Annotated in this window: 1 protein-coding gene (cut by both window edges); it reads left to right on the top strand. The window is 68.3% G+C overall.

All 20,016 nt of this window come from inside a single coding sequence — locus NP3_RS01505, non-ribosomal peptide synthase/polyketide synthase, on the top strand. Of the gene's 43,932 coding nucleotides, 10,386 precede the window and 13,530 follow it; the stretch shown corresponds to coding positions 10,387-30,402 — codons 3,463 (complete) to 10,134 (complete); the first complete codon in view begins at position 1. The start codon and the stop codon both lie outside this window.

Raw genomic sequence — 20,016 nt, 5'->3', positions numbered from 1 at the left:
GCCGGACTGCCGGAGGAACTGCGTCTGTCGCCCAAGCCGCGGCCGGTGGTCGCGTCGTATGCGGCACGCACGCACCGATTCCAGCTGCCGGGCGCACTCGTCGAGGCGCTCAACCGCGTCGCGCACGAGCACAACACCACGCTGTTCATGGTGGTGCACAGCGCCTTCGCGACCCTGCTCGCGCGGCTGAGCGGTTCGGATGACATCGCCATCGGCATCCCGGTGGCCGGTCGTGGCGAGCAGGTCCTCGACGACCTGGTCGGCATGTTCGTCAACACCCTGGTGCTGCGCACCCAGGTCGATCCGACCGAAGCGTTCACCGATCTGCTGGCCCAGGTGCGCGAGCGCGATCTGCAGGCCTTCGCCCACGCCGACGTGCCGTTCGAGCGTTTGGTCGAGGTGCTGAACCCGGCCCGCTCGCAGGCGCGCCATCCGCTGTTCCAGGTGATGCTGTCGTTCCAGAACCTCGGGCGCACCTCGCTGGAGCTGCCCGGACTCGCGGTTTCCGAACTCGGTATCGATCCGCCGACCGCCAAGGTCGACCTGCAGCTCACGCTGAGCGAGGGCGCGGAATCGGAGATGGCCGCCGAACTCGTCTATGCCACCGACCTTTTCGACGATCGGTTCGCGGACGCCTTCGCCGAGCGCTTCGTCCGGGTGCTGCGTGGTATCACCGCCGCACCGGCGATCGCGGTTGGCGATATCGACCTGCTCGACGACTCCGAGCGGGCCCAGGTGCTCGACCGGTGGAACGACACCGAATTCCCGGTGGACGCGGCACTGACCTCGCCGGTCGGCGATGCGGCCGCGACGCTGGTCTCGCTGTTCGAGGCGCAGGTGCTGCGCACGCCGGACGCGTACGCGGTCAGCTACGAGGGGACAACTCTGGCCCACCCGTCGCCCGACCACCACCCCTCATCGAGTCGCTCCGCGACGCTGACATATGCCGAGTTCGCCGCCCGGGTGCACCGCTTGGCACGCTGGCTGAAGCAGAACGGCGTCGGCCCGGAATCCTATGTGGCTCTCGGCATGCGGCGCTCGATCGATCTGGTCGTCGGCATGTACGCGATCAATGCCGCCGGTGGTGCTTACGTGCCGCTGGATCCGGATCATCCGGCCGAGCGCATCGACTACATCCTGGAGACCGCGCGACCGGTCTGCGTGCTGACCTCCGGCACCGATCTGGAGACCACGGTGTCGCGCCAGGTCCGCATCGATGAACTCGATCTCGCCGAGTTCTCGGATGAACCGCTGACCGACGCGGATCGGCATCGCCCGCTGCGTCCGGGCAATACCGCGTACGTGATCTTCACCTCGGGTTCGACCGGTCGTCCCAAGGGGGTCGCGGTCTCGCACGCGGCGATCGTCAACCGCCTGGTGTGGATGCACGCCGAGTACGGCTTGTCCGCCGAAGACGTTGTGCTGCAGAAGACTCCGGCGACCTTCGACGTGTCGGTGTGGGAGTTCTTCTGGCCCTTGCAGGTCGGCGCCCGCCTGGTCGTCGCCAAGCCGGACGGTCACCGCGATCCGGCCTATATGGCGCGCCTGATCGTCGACGAGCAGGTCACCACGGTGCACTTCGTGCCGTCCATGCTCTCGGTTTTCGTCGCCGAGGACCGAGCGGCCGAGTGCACTAGTCTGCGTAATGTTTTCGCCTCCGGTGAGGCGCTGCCCGCCGTGACCGCGCAGCGCCTGCGCCAGCTGACCGGCGCGCGACTGCACAACCTGTACGGTCCCACCGAGGCCGCGGTCGACGTCACCTTCCACGAGGTCACCGACGCCGATATCAGCTCGGTGCCGATCGGTGCCCCGGTGTTCAACACCCAGGTGTACGTGCTGGATTCGCGGTTGCGTCCGGTGCCCGCGGGCGTCCCGGGTGAGCTGTATCTGGCGGGCGCGCAGTTGGCGCACGGCTATGTCGGCCGCCCGGACCTGACCACCGAACGTTTCGTCGCGAACCCGTTCGGTGCCGCCGAGCGCATGTACCGCACCGGCGACCTCGTCATGTGGACGCCACGCGGTGAACTGGAGTACCTGGGCCGCACCGACTTCCAGGTGAAGCTGCGCGGTCTGCGCATCGAACTCGGTGAGATCGAGTCGGCGCTCACCGCGCAGGCCGCGGTCGCGCAGGCGGTCGTGCTCGTGCATTCGGATGACCGGACCGGCGATCAGCTGGTCGCCTACCTGGTCGCGAATCCGGACCGGGCCATCGAGATCGAGACCGTCAAGAACACGCTCGGCGAGCAGTTGCCCGCGTACATGGTGCCAGCGGCCTACATGGTGCTCGACGAGTTCCCGCTCAATGCCTCCGGCAAGCTGGATCGCAAGGCGCTGCCCGCTCCGACGTTCGCGGCCAAGGTATTCCGCGCGCCGACCACCCCGGTGGAGGAGATCGTCGCGGGCACCTTCGCCGAGGTGCTGGGTCTGCAGGGCGTCGGCCACGGTGTCGGTCTGGACGACGATTTCTTCGAACTGGGCGGCAACTCGCTGATCGCAACCCAGGTCGCCGCGCGACTCGGCGCGGCGCTGGACACCCAGATCCCGGTGCGCGCGCTGTTCGAGGCTTCGAATGTCGCGGCACTGGCCGCACTGGTGGAATCGGCCGCGGGCGAAGGCGGTCGCGCACCGCTGACTCCGCAACCGCGCCCCGAGCTGGTCCCACTGTCGCTGGCCCAGCAGCGGATGTGGTTCCTGAACCGCTTCGACAACCGCACCGCGGTCAACAACATTCCGGTGGCCGTCCGGCTCACCGGCGATGTCGATATCGCCGCGCTGAACGCCGCCGTCGGCGACGTGCTGGCCAGGCACGAGGCGCTGCGCACCATCTACCCGGAGGTCGAAGGCACCGGTTACCAGCACGTGCTGCACACCGACGAGGTGCGCTTCGAGCTGGCGACCGAGGCGATCGCCCCCGGCGCGGTGCCCGCGCGCATCGTCGAGCTGGCGAGCGTGCACTTCGATGTGACCAGCGAGGTGCCGTTCCGGGCCGACCTGCTTAGCATCGACGCGCAGAACCATGTCGCGGTGCTCGTCATGCACCACATCAGTGGTGACGGTTTCTCGCTGCGTCCGCTGCTGCGTGACGTGGTGCTGGCCTACACCGAGCGCAGTCGCGGCGAGGTGCCCGCCTGGACGCCGCTGGATGTCCAGTACGCCGACTACGCGCTGTGGCAGCGCGACGTGCTCGGCAGCGAGGACGATCCGGAATCGGTCGCGGCACAGCAGCTCGCGTACTGGACCGAGCAGCTGGCCGATTTGCCCGATCAGATCGAACTGCCCGCCGACCGCTCGCGGCCCGAGGTCGCGTCCAATGCCGGTGGCACGCATGGCTTCTCGATCGACGCCGAATTGCACGGCGCGCTGGCCGAACTCGCCCGCGCGCGTGGGGTCACGCTGTTCATGGTCATGCACGCGGCACTTGCGGCCTGGGCGGCCCGGCTGTCGAACAGCACCGATATCGCTATCGGCACTCCGATCGCGGGCCGCGGTGAACGCGCGCTCGACGATCTGGTCGGCATGTTCGTCAATACGCTGGTGCTGCGCAACGAGGTCGAGCCGAGCGCCAAGTTCAGCGATCTGCTCGCACAGGTGCGTCGCACCGATCTCGCGGCCTTCGCCAATGCCGATGTGCCGTTCGAGCGGCTGGTCGATGTGATCAGCCCGGCCAGGTCCCAGGCACACCATCCGCTGTTCCAGGTTGCGTTGACCTTCGAGGCCGCATCGGCCGCGGAAATGGGCACCGTCGCGCTGCCGGGTGTCGAGCTGTCGGTGGTCGAATTCGATCCCGGCACAGCCAAATTCGATGTGCAGCTGACCGTCGGCGAGACTGCCGACGGTGCACTTGGCCTGTCCTGGAACTACGCCACCGAGCTGTTCGATCCGGAGACGGTGGCATCGTTCGCCGATCGCCTGGTCCGGATTCTGCACAGTGTGGTCGAGGATCCCGAGATCGTCATCGGTGATATCGATCTGCTCGGTGAGGCCGAGCGGCTCAATGTGTCGCAGCGCTGGGTGTCGTCCGGATTCGACAGCCTGGCGCGAGCGACGGGCCCGGAGGAAGCACGGGGGGCCGTCGAGACAGCGCTCGGCAAGGCGTACTCGCGCACGCAGGGCACCGGGAGCGCCGCAATCCGATACAGCGCACCGCGATTCAGTGCACCGGGTACCACGCTGGTCGATCTGTTCGAGCAGGCGGTGGCCGCGCATCCGGACAATACGGCGGCCAAATTCGGCATCGAATCGCTGACCTACGCGGAGCTGGACCGGCGCGCGAATGTGTTGGCGCGCAGGCTGATCGCCGACGGCGCGAGTCCCGAATCGCTGGTCGCGGTGATCCTGCCGCGCTCGCTCGATCTCGTGGTCGCGCTGCTCGCGGTGGTGAAGACCGGTGCGGGCTATGTGCCTGTCGACCCGACCTACCCGGCCGACCGCATCGCCTACGTGCTCGCGGATTCGCGTCCGACCAGTGTGATCCTCGATTCGACGGTTCAGGTGCGGGTGCCCGACGAGCTGCCGACCGTGGTGCTCGACGGATTCGCGGTGGAGACCGGCAATGTCGAGGACGCCGACGATGCGCCGATCACCGATGCCGACCGTCTCGCGGCGCTCACCCCGGACAATGTCGCGTACGTGATCTACACCTCCGGCTCGACCGGACGCCCGAAGGGTGTGGCGGTCGCGCATCGGAATGTGGTGCGGCTGTTCGCCAATACCGATCGCGACTTCGGCTTCGGCCCCCGCGATGTGTGGACGCTGTTCCACTCCTACGCCTTCGACTTCTCGGTGTGGGAGCTGTGGGGTCCGCTGCTGTTCGGCGGCACCCTGGTGGTCGTCGACTACTACACCTCGCGCTCGCCCGAACAGTTCCTGGAACTGCTGCGGGTGGAGCAGGTCACGGTGCTCAACCAGACGCCGTCCGCGTTCTACCAACTCGCCGAGGCGGATCGCAATGCCGCTCCGGATGCCGAACCGCTGGCCTTGCGCTACGTGGTGTTCGGCGGTGAAGCCCTCGAATTGCGCAGGCTTTCGGATTGGGTTGCCCGACACGGTGACGGCACCGACCGGCGCTCGGCGCATGTCGCTCCGCTGCTGGTCAATATGTACGGCATCACCGAGACCACGGTGCACGTGTCCTACCGTGCGCTGGACGCCGCGACCATCGCCGCCGCATCCGGCAGCGTGGTCGGCCGCGCCATCGCGGGTCTGCGCGTGTACGTCCTCGACAACCGGCTGCGGCCGGTGCCGGTCGGCGTCGCGGGCGAAATGTATGTCGCGGGACCGCAGCTGGCCCGCGGCTACCTCGGCCGCTCGGACCTGACCACCACCCGCTTCGTCGCGAACCCCCTCGCCGACGCGGAGGCCGCGGGCACACGCCTGTACCGCTCCGGCGACCTCGCGCGCTGGAACCGCTTCGGTGAGCTCGAGTACCTGGGCCGCGCCGACGATCAGGTCAAGGTGCGCGGCTTCCGCATCGAACTCGGTGAGATCGAATCCGCCATATTGGCCCAGCCGGGCATCGCCCAGGCCGCGGTCATCGTGCGCGAGGATCAGCCGGGCGATCAGCGGATCGTGGCCTACGTGGTCGCCGAACCCGATGTCATCCCGGACCTCGACGTGGTGCGCAGCGGTGCGGCGCAACGACTTCCGTCCTACATGGTGCCCGCGGCGCTGGTGCGGCTCGAGTGGATTCCGTTGACCGTCAACGGCAAGCTGGACCGTCGCGCGCTGCCCGCGCCCGCGGTACAGGCCAAGGCTTTCCGCGCACCGGTGACGCCGGTGCAGGAGACCGTCGCCGCGGTCTTCGCCGATGTGCTCGACCTGCCCAGGGTCGGTGTCGACGACGACTTCTTCGACCTCGGCGGCAACTCGCTCATCGCGACCAGGGTGGTCGCCCGGATCGGCGCGGCGCTCGGCACCACCGTCCCGGTGCGCGCGCTGTTCGAGGCCTCCACCGTGGAAGCGCTCGCGGCCCGGGTGGAATCGCATGCCGACGGCGCCGCGCGCGCCCGGCTGGTCGCCCGTCCGCGCAAGGCCGACGAACTCGTGCCGCTGTCGTTCGCGCAGCAGCGCATGTGGTTCCTGAACAAGTACGACACCACATCCGCGGCCTACAACCTTCCGGTCGCCATTCGCCTGACCGGTGCGCTCGATATCGAGGCGCTGCGGCTGGCCGTGGCCGATGTGGTGCGCAGGCACGAATCGCTGCGCACCCGCTACCCGGAGCACGGTGGCACCCCGGTCCAGGTGATCGTGCCCGCCGACGCGATCGCGCTCGATCTGCAGCCGGTTTCGGTCGATCCGGCCGAGCTGACCGCGGTGGTGACCGAATTCGTGACCACCGGATTCGATGTGTCCGAGCAGGCTCCGCTGCGGACCAGGCTCTTCTCCGCAGGCGCCGACGAGCATGTGTTCGTCGTCGTGGTGCACCACATCGCGGCCGACGGCTTCTCCATCGGCCCGCTGACCCGCGACGTGATGCTCGCCTACACCGCGCGCGCCCAGGACGCCGCGCCCGGGTGGGCGCCGCTGCCGGTGCAGTACGCGGACTTCGCCATCTGGCAGCGCGAAGTCCTCGGCGCCGAAGACGATCCGACCTCGCTGATGGCGCGTCAGGTAGCGCATTGGAAGCGCGCTCTCGACGGTGTTCCGGACGAACTGCCGCTGCCCACCGATCGACCGCGTCCCGCGATCGCCTCGCATCGCGGCGCGACCCTGCAGACGGAACTGCCCGCCGAACTGATCGCGGCGCTGGAAGGTATTGCGCGCCAACGCGGTGCGTCGCTGTTCATGGTGATGCACAGCGCGCTCACGGTGCTGCTGGCCCGCTTGTCGGGTACCGACGATATCGCTGTCGGTTCGCCGATCGCGGGACGCGGTGAGCAGGCGCTCGACGATCTCGTCGGCATGTTCGTCAATACCCTCGTGCTGCGCACCGGTATCGATCAGTCCGAATCGTTCACGGCGCTGCTGGACCGGGTGCGCTCGACCGACCTGGACGCCTTCGGCAATGCCGACGTGCCGTTCGAGCGGCTCGTGGAACTGCTCGCACCGGAACGCTCCCAGGCGCGCAACCCGCTGTTCCAGGTGATGCTCGCATTCCAGAACCTGGAGCGCACCGCACTCGAATTGCCGGGTCTTTCGGTGTCCGCACTGGACCTCGACGAGAATGTGGCCCGCTTCGACCTGCAGTTCACGCTGTCGGAAACCGGTTCCGCCGGAATGACTTTGGCGCTCACCTACGCCACCGAGCTGTTCGACGAGTCGACCGCCGAGCTGATCACGCAGCGTTGGCGGCGAGTCCTGGAGGCCATTGCCGCCGACCCGACGGTCGCGGTCGGTGCCATCGATGTGCTCGACGCGCAGGAGCGGGCCGATCTGATCGCCCGCACCGGTGCGCCCGCGGTGCCCGCGCGCACCCTGCCCGAGCTGCTGGCCGAGGCCGCCGCGATGGATCCGAAGGCGACCGCCGTGGTGTTCCAGGGGACACGTGTCTCCTATGGCGACCTCGACGAGCGGTCGAACCGGTTGGCGCGCTTGCTCATTGCCGAGGGCATCGGCACCGAGGATCTGGTCGCCGTCGGCGTGCCGCGGTCCGCGGATTCGGTCTTCGCCGCCTGGGCGGTATCGAAGACGGGTGCGGCATTCGTGCCCGTCGACCCGAACTACCCGGCCGAGCGCATAGCGCACATGGTCACCGATTCCGGTTCGCCGGTCGGCCTGACGGTCGCGGCGGTTCGCGACGGCCTGCCGGATTCGGTGCGCTGGCTGGTGCTCGACGAGCTCGACCTGGACGGATTCGACGGCGGTCCGATCACCGACGCCGACCGGGTACGCCCGCTGCGTCCGGCGCATCCGGCCTACGTCATCTACACCTCGGGTTCCACCGGTGTGCCAAAGGGCGTGGTGGTCACCCATGCCGGACTCGCGAACTTCAGCGTCGAGCAGATCGTGCGCTACGACCTCGATTCCGGTTCGCGCGCACTGCATTTCGCCTCGCCCAGCTTCGATGCCTCGATCCTGGAACTGTTGCTCGCGGTCGGCGCGGGCGGTGCGCTCGTGGTGACGCCGCCCGGCGTGTACGGCGGTGAGGAACTGTCCGAGCTGATCCGTACCGAGCGGGTCACGCACGCGTTCATCACACCGGCCGCGCTGGCCACCTTCGATCCGACCGGCCTCGATTCGCTGCGGGTACTGGTCGCCGGTGGTGAAGCGGTTCCGGCGGATCTGGTCGCCAAGTGGGCGGTACCGCTGGAGAACGGGTCCGTCCGCAACTTCCACAACGGCTACGGTCCGACCGAGACCACCATCATGACCAATATCAGCGAGCCGCTGGTGGCCGGTGACACGGTGGTGATCGGTGCGCCGATCCGCGGTATGCAGTCGCTGATCCTGGACGCCCAGCTCCGGCCGGTGCCGGTGGGTGTCGCGGGTGAGCTGTATCTGTCGGGCATCCAGCTGGCGCGCGGTTATCACGCCCGCGCCGGGCTGAGCGCCGAACGCTTCGTGGCCAACCCGTATGTGGCGGGTGCGCGCATGTATCGCACCGGTGACGTGGTCAGATGGGTTCCCGCATCGCGAAGCGATTCCATGAGGGGTGGTGGTCGGGCGACGGGTGGGCCCCGTACCGGCGAGGTCGAATATGTGGGGCGCTCCGACTTCCAGGTGAAGGTGCGCGGTTTCCGCATCGAACTCGGTGAGATCGACGCGGCGCTGGCCTCGCACGAGACGGTCGACTTCGCGGTCACCGTCGGCCACAAGGGCGCGGCGGGCGCGACCTCGCTGGTGTCGTATGTGGTTGCGGTACCGGGTCATTCGATCGATGTCGCGGAGCTGACCGCGCACGTCGAGGAACGCCTGCCCGCGTACATGGTGCCGTCGTCGGTGATGGTGATCGACCACATTCCGCTGACCCCGGTCGGCAAGCTGGACCGCAAGGCGCTGCCGGAGCCGGTATTCGCGACCGAGGTGGTCTTCCGCGCACCGCGCACGCCGATCGAGCACACCATTGCCGAGGTCTTCGCCGAGGTGCTCGGCGTCGAGCGCGTCGGTGTCGACGATTCGTTCTTCGCCCTCGGCGGCGACAGCATCGTGTCCATCCAGCTGGTTTCGCGGGCCAAGGCGCGCGGTGTGGTCTTCACCCCGCGCAATGTCTTCGAGCAGCGCACCGTGGCCGGACTAGCCGCGGTCGCCGAGACCGCCGACAGCACCGATACCGCCGTCGAGGCGCTGGCCGAGCTGCCCGGTGGCGGCATCGGCGCCATGCCGCTGACCCCGGTGGTCCGGTTCATGGCGCAGCGGCAGGGTTCGTTCGGCCGGTTCAACCAGACCATGGCGCTCGAATTGCCGGTCGGCATCGATCGCGCGGGCATCGCGAAAACCGTTGCCGCGGTGGTCGACCGCCACGACATGCTGCGGGCGCGGCTGTACCGCGAGGATGCGGACTGGACTCTCGAAACCGTCGAGCCGGGGACCATCGACGTGGACGCGCTGATCGATCGCACCGAATTCGATGCCGGTATCGACGACGCGGGACTGTTCGAAATCGCTTCCGCCGCATTGGATGCCGCACTGGGTCGACTCGATCCCGCTGCGGGAGTGGTGATTCGGTTCGTCTGGCTGGAACCCTCGGACGGCAGCCGCGGCGGCCGCCTCATCGTGGCGGCGCATCACCTCGTGGTGGACGGTGTGTCCTGGCGCATCCTGGTGCCGGACTTCGTCGCCGCCTGGGGCCAGCTCACCGCGGGCCAGCAACCGCAGCTCGTCGCGCCCGCGACCTCGATGCGGGCTTGGGCGGACGCACTGCGACGCGAGGCCGAAAGTGCCGAGCGGGTCGCCGAACTCGACTACTGGCGTTCGGTGGTCGGTACGGCGGATCCGCTGCTGACCGAGCGTGCGCTGGATCCCGCCGTGGATACCTCGGGCGCCATCGAGAAGCTGCAGGTCGAGGTGTCGGCCGAGGTCACCAAGGCGCTGCTGACCACCGTGCCCGCGCTGTTCCACGGCGGCGTCAACGACGGTCTGCTCACCGCGCTCGCCCTGGCGACCGCGAAGTGGCGCGCCGACCGCACCACCGCCCGCGCCGACGATGCGCTGCTGATCCGCCTGGAGGGCCACGGCCGCGAAGAGGGCATCGTGCCCGGCGCGGATCTCTCGCGCACCGTCGGCTGGTTCACCGCGATCTTCCCGGTCCGCTTCGACCTGTCCGGCATCGATATCGATGCCGCGCTGACCGGCGGCCCCGCGCTCGGCAAGGCCGTCAAGGCGGTCAAGGAGCAGTTGCTCGCGGTGCCGGACAAGGGCATCGGCTACGGCCTGCTGCGCTACATGAACGAAGCGACCGCGACGGAACTGCCCGTCGAACAGCCAGGCCAGGTGAGCTTCAACTACCTGGGCCGCGTCTCCGAGGGTGATGTGCCCGAGGCGCTGCGCGGCTTCGGCTGGATCCCGGCCGCCGAACTCGGCGCGCTCGGCGGCGCCTACGACGCGGATATGCCCGCGATGGCTCCGCTGGATATCAATGCCATCGTGGTCGGCGACAAGCTGACCGCCAATATCGGCTACCCGAGCACCCTGCTCGATGCCGCGCAGGTCCGCGAATTCGGCGAACTGTGGACCACCGCACTGGAAGCGGTTGCCCGGCACGCCAATTCGAACGGCGCGGGTGGGCACACACCGTCCGACTTCGCCCTGGTGCGCTCGGCGCGGGGCGGCTCGGGGCGGGAACTAACACAGCGCGATATCGACAACTGGGAGCAGCGCTTCCCGGCACTGGCCGATATCTGGCCGCTGTCCGCGCTGCAGGCTGGTCTGCTGTTCCACGCGCGCTTGGCCGCCACCTCGGTGGACGTCTACACCGCGCAGGCCGTGCTGACGCTCACCGGCCGGGTGGATCCGACCCGATTGCGTTCGGCCGCACAGGCTCTGGTGGACCGCTACGAGAACCTGCGCACCGCCTTCGTCACCGATAACGACGGCAACCCGGTGCAGGTCGTTCTCGACAGCGCCCGGGTCGCCTGGGCCGAGCACGACCGGATCGAATCCGGCGAGGCCGCCGATCTCATCGCCGCCGACCGCACCCAGCGCTTCGATCTGACCGCGCCGCCGCTGATCCGCTTCACGCTGATCCAAACCGCTTCCGACAGTTGGCAGTTCGTGGTCTCCAACCACCACATCCTGCTCGACGGCTGGTCCATGCCGCTGCTCATGCGGGATCTGCTGGTGCTCTACGCGGCGCACGCCGATGCCAATGTGCTGCCCGCGGTGCGCTCCTACCGGCACTTCCTGGAATGGACCAGGCAGCAGGATCACGCGGCCTCGGTGGCCGCGTGGACCGACGCGCTGCGCGGTGTCAGCGAACCGACGCTGCTGTCGCGCCCGGATGCGAGCCGGGAGATCACCTCGCTGTCCGGCGAATACTTCTTCGAGCTGGACGAGCAGGCGACCGCGCGACTCACCGCGCTCGCCGCCTCGCTCGGCGTCACGCCGAATACCGTGCTGCAGGTCGCCTGGGGCATTCTGATCGGCCGGATGACCAGCCGTGACGATGTGCTGTTCGGTACCACCGTTTCCGGCCGTCCGGCACAGCTGTCCGGCGTCGAATCGATGGTCGGTCTGTTCATCAACACCGTCCCGGTGCGGGTGCGCTTCGATCCGTCGGAATCGGTGGAGCAGTTGCTCACCCGGACCCAGGGCGAGCAGGCGGATCTGCTCGATCACCACTACGTCGGCCTGGCCGATATCCAGTCCGCCGCCGGAATCGGCGGTCTGTTCGACACGCTGGTGGTCTTCGAGTCCTACCCGGTCGATGCCGAGGGCATCCGGGCGCAGGCCGCGGATATCGATGGCATGGCCGTGGTCGATATGCAGGCCGCCGACGCCACCCACTATCCACTGACCCTGATCGCGCAGCTGGACTCTCAGCTGCGAGTGCGCGCGGGCTACCTGCGCGACCTGTTCGACGAGCAGACGGTGCGCCGTATCGCCGACCGCCTGGTGCGGGTGCTCACCGCGATCACCACCGAACCCGCCGCGGTCGTCGGCGATATCGAACTGCTCGACACCACCGAGCGCGAACTCGTGCTGTCCGAGTGGAACGACACCGCACACGACGTGGACGCTGCCGCCACGCTGGTCTCGATGTTCGAGGCCCAGCTCGCCGCGACTCCGGACGCGACCGCGCTGACGTTCGAGGGGACCAGTCTGGCCCACCCGTCGCCCGACCACCACCCCTCATCGAGTCACTTCGTGACGCTGACTTATCGCGAATTCGGCGCCCGGGTCTACAGCCTGGCGCGCTGGCTCATCGAACGCGGTGTCGGCCCGGAATCGTATGTGGCCCTTGGCATGCGGCGCTCCATCGATCTGGTGGTCGGCATGTACGCGGTGGCCGTGGCCGGTGGCGCGTATGTGCCGCTGGATCCGGATCATCCGGCCGAGCGCACGGAATACATTCTCGCCACCGCCGATCCGGTCTGCGTGCTTACCTCCGGTGACGATCTGAAGATCGATACCGCGCAGGTGCGCATCGATCTGCTCGACCTGTTCGGGCTCTCGGACCAGCCGGTGACCGAGGCGGAGCGGCGTGCGCCGTTGCGTCCGTCGAATACCGCGTATGTGATCTTCACCTCGGGTTCGACCGGTCGTCCGAAGGGTGTGGCGGTCAGCCATGCCGCGATCGTGAACCGTCTGGTGTGGATGCAGTCGGCCTACGGGCTGACCGGCGCGGACGCCGTACTGCAGAAGACGCCCGCCACCTTCGACGTTTCGGTGTGGGAGTTCTTCTGGCCGTTGCAGATCGGTGCGCGGCTGGTCATCGCGAAGCCGGACGGGCATCGCGATCCGGCCTACCTCGCCGAGATCATTACCGCCGAGCGGGTCACCGTCACCCACTTCGTGCCGTCCATGCTGTCGGTCTTCGTGGCCGATGCGGCCGCGGCGCGGTGTGATTCGCTGCGACTGGTATTCGCCTCCGGTGAGGCGCTGCCGCCCAAGCCCGCCCATCGCCTGCGCGAACTGACCGGTGCGGCGCTGCACAACCTGTACGGTCCGACCGAGGCCGCGGTCGACGTCACCTTCCACGAGGTGGTCGCGACCGATACCGATACCGTGCCGATCGGTGCGCCGGTCTTCAATACCCAGGTCTTCGTGCTCGATTCGCGGCTGCGCCCGGTGCCGGTCGGTGTCGCGGGCGAGCTGTACCTCGCGGGCACCCAGTTGGCGCGCGGCTATGTCGCGCGTCCGGATCTGACCAGTGATCGGTTCGTCGCGAACCCGTTCGCCACCGATGGCGCGCGCATGTACCGCACCGGCGACCTGGTGGCCTGGACGGCCGACGGCGAGCTGGATTACCTGGGCCGCACCGACTTCCAGGTGAAGCTGCGCGGTCTGCGCATCGAGCTCGGCGAGATCGAGCAGGCGTTCACCGCGCTGGACGAGGTCGCCCAGGCCGTCGTCGTCGTACGCGGTGATCAGCACACCGGCGACCAGCTCGTCGCGTATGTCATCGCGACGCCGAATCTGCGGCTGGATATCGAGACGGTGCGCGAGGATCTGGCGCGGCAGTTGCCCGCGTACATGGTCCCGTCGGTGGTCATCGTGCTCGACGCCTTCCCGCTCAACGCCTCCGGCAAGCTGGATCGAAAGGCATTGCCCGCACCGGTGTTCGAGGCCGCGGTATTCCGCGCGCCGACCACGCCGATCGAGGAGATCATCGCGGCCACCTACGCCGATGTGCTCGGCCTGGAACGCGTCGGTCTCGACGACGATTTCTTCGCACTCGGCGGCAACTCGCTGAGCGCCACCCAGGTCGCCGCCCGGCTCTCGGCCGCACTGGATACCGATCTCGGTGTCCGCGAACTGTTCGAGGCGTCCTCGGTGGCCGCGCTCGCGGCCCGCGCGGAGTCGCGTGCCGGTGCCGGTGCGCGCATGGCCCTGGTGCCGCAGCAGCGTCCCGAGCGGGTGCCGCTGTCGCTGGCGCAGCAGCGCATGTGGTTCCTCAACCGCTTCGATCCGGAATCGGCGGTGGACAATATCCCGGCCGCGGTGCGGCTGTCGGGTCTGCTCGACCGCCAGGCACTGCAGATCGCCGTCGCCGATGTGCTGGCTCGTCACGAGTCGCTGCGCACCTTCTACCCGGAGTACGACGGCACCGCCTATCAGCAGACCGTCTCCACGGCCCGGGTGATTCCGGATCTGACGCCGATCGATGTCACCGAAGCCGAACTGCCGCAGCGTGTTGCGGAGGTCATCCTGACCGGCTTCGACGTCACCGCCGAAGTTCCGTTCCGGGCCAAGCTGTTCGAGATCAGCCCGACCGAACATGTGCTCGCCCTGGTGGTGCACCACATTTCGGCCGACGGCTTCTCGATGGGCCCGCTCACCCGCGACGTGATGACGGCCTACGCCGCGCGCGTCGAGGGCGGCGAGCCCTCCTGGCGTCCGCTCGACGTGCAGTACGCCGACTTCGCGCTGTGGCAGCGCGCGGTGCTCGGCGCCGAATCCGATCCGGAATCGGTGATCTCGGCGCAGATCGAGTTCTGGTCCGAGACCCTGCGCGGCCTGCCCGAACAGCTCGACCTGCCCGCCGACCGGCCGCGTCCGGCGGTGGCATCGGGTCGCGGTGCGACGCACGTCTTCGAGATCGATGCCGAGACCCACGGCAAGCTCACCGAACTCGCGCGTACCAGGGGCACGACGCTGTTCATGGTCGCGCACACCGCGCTGGCCGTGCTGCTGTCGCGTTTGTCCGGCGAGGAAGACATCGCGATCGGTACGCCGATCGCCGGACGTGGTGAGCGCGCGCTCGACGATCTGATCGGCATGTTCGTCAACACCCTGGTGTTGCGGACCCCGATCGACGGCGAGGCCACCTTCACCGAACTGCTGCGCACCGTGCGCGCCATCGATATCGGCGCGTTCGGACATGCCGACCTGCCGTTCGAGCGGCTGGTGGAGATCCTCAACCCGGCCCGTTCGCAGGCGCGGCATCCGCTGTTCCAGGTGATGCTGTCGTTCCAGAACACCGGCCAGAACAGCCTGGAACTGCCCGGACTCACCGTCAGCGGTGTCGAACTGCCGATCGATGTGGCCAAGTTCGATCTGCAGCTGGTGCTCTCGGAGCAGACCGCGACCCCGATCAGTACCTCGAACGGTGCGGGCGCCACCACGGTCGCGCCTTCGGGCATCGCGGGCGAATTGATCTACGCCACCGACCTTTTCGACGCCGACACCATGGCGGCGTTCGGACAGCGGTTCAACCGACTGCTGCGAGCCGTCGCGGCCGAACCGGATCGGGCCATCGGTGATATCGACCTGCTCGATGCGTCCGAAGCCGAACTGGCACTGCGTGGCTGGAACGACACCGAGCGCGATCTCGGTGCGGTCGGCACGCTGGTCGACGAATTCGCCGCGCAGGCGGCGGCGACGCCGGATGCGGTCGCGATCGTGGACCCGGCGACGGGTGCCGCGCTCACCTACGCCGAATTCGGTGCCCGCGTGCACCGGTTGGCACGTCGCCTCATCGCCGATGGGGTCGGCCCGGAGAGCCTGGTGGCCCTTGGTCTTCGGCGCTCGGTCGACCTCGTGGTCGCTGCGTACGCCGTGCTGGAGGCCGGTGGCGGTTATGTGCCGCTCGATCTCGATCAGCCCGCGGAGCGGATCGGGTATGTGCTCGATTCGGCGGCGCCGGTATGCGTGCTGACCACCTCGCGTGACGACTTCGACGGCACCGGTCTGCCCGCGATCGTCATCGATGACCTGGATCTGTCCGAGTACTCGGACGAGCCGGTCACCGATGCGGAGCGGATCGCGCCGCTGCGGCCGAGCAACCCGGCGTACGTCATCTTCACCTCCGGTTCGACCGGTCGGCCGAAGGGTGTGGCTGTGCCGCACGCGGCCGTCGTCAACCAGATCCGTTGGATCACCGGTCAATACGGCATCGGTGCCGATGACGTCGTGCTGTTCAAGACCCCTGCCACGTTCGACGTGTCGGTGTGGGAGCTGTTCGGCCCGCTGAGCACCGGTGGCCGGATCGTGGTGGCCGGGCCGGACGGCCATCGCGACCCGCAGTACCTGGCCGATGTGATCGCGGCCGAGCGGGTCACCATGACCTCGTTCGTGCCCTCGATGCTGAGTGTCTTCGCGAGCAGCGTCGACGCGGCGGTCGGTAGCCGGGGGCGGCAGTCGGCGGAGCCGACGGGGTGGGTCAGCTCAGCGCTTGCATCGCTGCGCGCACTGCTCATCGCCGGTGAGGCATTCACCGCCGATGCCGCGACCGCCATCCGCCGGGTCAGCTCGGCCGAGCTCTACAACCTCTACGGCCCGACCGAATTCACCGTCCACGCGACCCACGGCCCGGTGGCCGACAAGGTCGAAGGCGCGGTGCCGATCGGCCTGCCGGTGTGGAATTCGCAGGCGTACGTGCTGGATTCGCGCCTGCACCCGGTCGCTCCTGGTGTCGCGGGTGAGCTGTATCTGGCGGGTGCGCAGTTGGCGCGCGGCTACTTCGGCCGCACGGATCTGACCGCGGATCGCTTTGTGGCCAACCCGTTCGGCGCACCGGGCGCTCGCATGTATCGCACCGGTGACCTGGTGGCCCGGGCCGCCGACGGTTCGATCGTCTACCTCGGCCGGACCGACTTCCAGGTGAAGCTGCGTGGTCTGCGCATCGAGCTCGGGGAGATCGAAACCGCGCTCACCGCATACGATTCGGTGGCACAGGCCGTGGCGCTGGTGCGTTCGGATGCCAGGACCGGCGATCAGCTGGTCGGCTACGTGGTACCCGCGAACGGCGCCACCGTCGACATCGACGCGCTGCGCACCCACCTGATCGCGCAACTGCCGTCGTACATGGTCCCCGCGGCGCTCATGGTGCTCGACGCCATGCCGTTGAACCCCAACGGCAAGCTCGACCGCCGCGCTCTGCCCGAACCCGCCTTCGAGGCCAAGGAATTCCGCGCGCCGTCGACCCCGATCGAAGAGATCGTGGCCGACACCTTCGCCGAGGTGCTCGGTCTGTCGACCGCGGACGGCGCGCGTCCGGTCGGTTTGGACGACGACTTCTTCGACCTCGGCGGCAACTCGCTGATCGCCACCCAGGTGGTCGCTCGCCTGGGCGCCGCACTCGACACCCGCATTCCGGTGCGGCTGCTGTTCGAGGCCCCGAATGTCGCCGCGCTCGCCGCGCGGATGGAGGGACAGCAGGGCACCGGCGGACGCCGGGAACTGACGGCCGGACCGCGGCCGGAACAGATTCCGCTCTCGCTGGCCCAACAGCGGATGTGGTTCCTCAACCGCTTCGACAACCAGACCGCGGTCAACAACATCCCGCTGGCGGTCCGGCTCACCGGCGCACTCGACACCGATGCGCTGCGCATGGCCGTCGCCGATGTGATGGACCGGCACGAGGTGCTGCGCACCGTCTACCCGGAAACCGCCGATGGTCATGGTGTGCAGGTCGTGCTGCCCACCGGTCAGGTCCATCTCGACCTGACCCCGCTCGTGGTGTCCGAGACCGATATTCGCGATCGCATCAGCGAACTGGTGCTGACCGGCTTCGACGTCACCGCCGAAGTTCCGGTGCGCGCCAAGCTGTTCCGGCTCGAGTCGCCGATGGACGGCTCACTGCCCGATACCCACGTGCTGGTCTTCGTGGTGCACCACATCTCGGGTGACGGCTGGTCGGTGCGTCCGCTGGCCCGCGACGTGATGGTCGCCTACGCGGCCCGCACCCGCGGCGAATCGCCCGCCTGGGCGCCGCTGGCGGTGCAGTACGCCGACTTCGCGCTCTGGCAGCGCGACACCCTCGGCTCCGAGGACGATCCGGCATCGCTGATCGCCCAGCAGGTCGCGTACTGGTCGCGGAATCTGGCCGGGCTGCCCGATCAGCTGGATCTGCCGTCGGATCGTTCGCGCCCCGCCGTCGCGTCGAACCGCGGTGACGTCTACGAATTCGGCATCGACGCGCAGTTGCTGGCCGAGCTCAACGCACTGGCCCGCACGCACGGCGCGAGCCTGTTCATGGTGGTGCACGCGGCGTTTGCTGCACTGCTCGCACGCCTGTCGGGCAGCGACGATATCGCCATCGGTACCGCGGTCGCGGGTCGTGGCGAGGCCGTGCTCGATGACGCGATCGGCATGTTCGTCAATACGCTCGTGCTGCGCACGCCGGTCGATTCCGGTGTGTCCTTCGCCGACTTGGTCGCGCGGGCACGCGAAACCGATCTGGCCGCCTTCGGCCACGCCGACCTGCCGTTCGAGCGGCTGGTCGACATCCTCAACCCGGCCCGTTCGCAGGCGCGGCATCCGCTGTTCCAGGTGATGCTGTCGTTCCAGAACACCGGTGAGGCATCGTTCGAACTGCCCGGTCTCGAGGTGGCCGGTGTGCCGCTCGACGTGGTGACCGCGAAGTTCGATCTGCACCTGAACCTCGCCGACCGTATCGACGCGGCCGGGAACGCGGACGGCATGACCGCCGAATTCGCCTACGCGACGGATATGTTCGACGCGAAGACGATCGCCGGTGTCGCCACGCGCCTCACCCGCCTGCTGCGTGCGGTGGTCGCGGATCCGGCCGTCGCGGTCGGTGACGTCGATCTGCTCGACGCCGCCGAGCGCGCGAAGGTGCTCGAAAAGTGGAACGAGACGGCGTATGTCGTCGATGCTCAGGCCACCCTGGTCTCGATGTTCGAGGAGCAGGCGGTCCGGAGCCCGAAGTCGATCGCGCTGACCTTCGAGGGTACGAGTCTTTCCTACGGCGAGTTCACCTCCCGGGTGAATCGCCTTGCCCGGTACCTGGTTTCGCTGGGTGTCGGACCCGATTCGATGGTCGCGCTCGGCATGCGCCGATCCTTCGAACTGGTGATCGGCATGTACGCGGTGAGCGTGGCCGGTGGCGCGTATGTGCCGCTGGATCCGGATCATCCGGCCGACCGCACCCGCTATGTGCTCGACACCGCGCAGCCGGTCTGCGTGCTGACCACCGCCGCCGACGAGTTCGACGCGGGCTCGACGCCGACGCTCGAGATCGACGCACTCGATCTGTCGGCATACTCCGACGAACCGCTGATCGATGCGGAACGTCTTGCGCCGCTGCGGCCGTCGAATACCGCATACGTGATCTTCACCTCGGGTTCGACCGGCCGTCCGAAGGGTGTGGCGGTCAGCCATGCCGCGATCGTCAACCGTCTGGTCTGGATGCAGGCCGAATACGGGCTGGACCGCGGCGATGTGGTCCTGCAGAAGACGCCCGCCACCTTCGACGTGTCGGTATGGGAATTCTGGTGGCCGCTGCAGGTCGGCGCGCGCCTGGTCATCGCGAAGCCGGACGGCCATCGCGATCCGGCCTACCTGGTGCGGACGATTGCCGACGAGCAGGTCACCACGGTGCACTTCGTGCCGTCCATGCTGTCGGTCTTCGTGGCCGACGACCGCGCGGGCGAATGCTTCGACCTGCGCAATGTCTTCGCCTCCGGTGAGGCGCTGCCCGCGGTGACCGCACAGCGCTTGCGCGAACTGACCGGTGTCTGGCTGCACAACCTGTACGGCCCCACCGAGGCCGCGGTCGACGTCACCTATCACGAGGTCACCGACGCCGATACGGTGTCGGTGCCGATTGGTGCGCCGGTCTTCAACACCCAGGTGTATGTGCTGGATTCGCGACTGCACCCGGTTCCGGTCGGTGTCGCAGGTGAGTTGTACCTCGCGGGCGAGCAGCTGGCGCGCGGCTATGTGGCGCGTCCGGATCTGACCGCGGATCGCTTCGTGGCCAACCCGTTCGGCACCGGCGAGCGCGTGTATCGCACCGGTGACCTCGTCGCCTGGACCGCCAACGGTGAGCTGGAGTACTTGGGCCGCACCGACTTCCAGGTGAAGCTGCGCGGTCTGCGCATCGAACTCGGTGAGATCGAATCGGCGCTCACCGCGCTGGGGACGATCGCGCAGGCGGCCGTGGTCGTCCGCTCCGACGATCGCCTCGGCGATCAGCTGGTCGCGTATGTGATCGCGGCGGCGGATCGTTCG

The organism is Nocardia pseudovaccinii NBRC 100343 (assembly GCF_001613225.1).
GTDB lineage: Bacteria > Actinomycetota > Actinomycetes > Mycobacteriales > Mycobacteriaceae > Nocardia > Nocardia pseudovaccinii.
The sequence above is the reverse complement of the archived record's forward strand: the minus strand, read 5'-3'. Positions and strand labels throughout refer to the sequence as shown.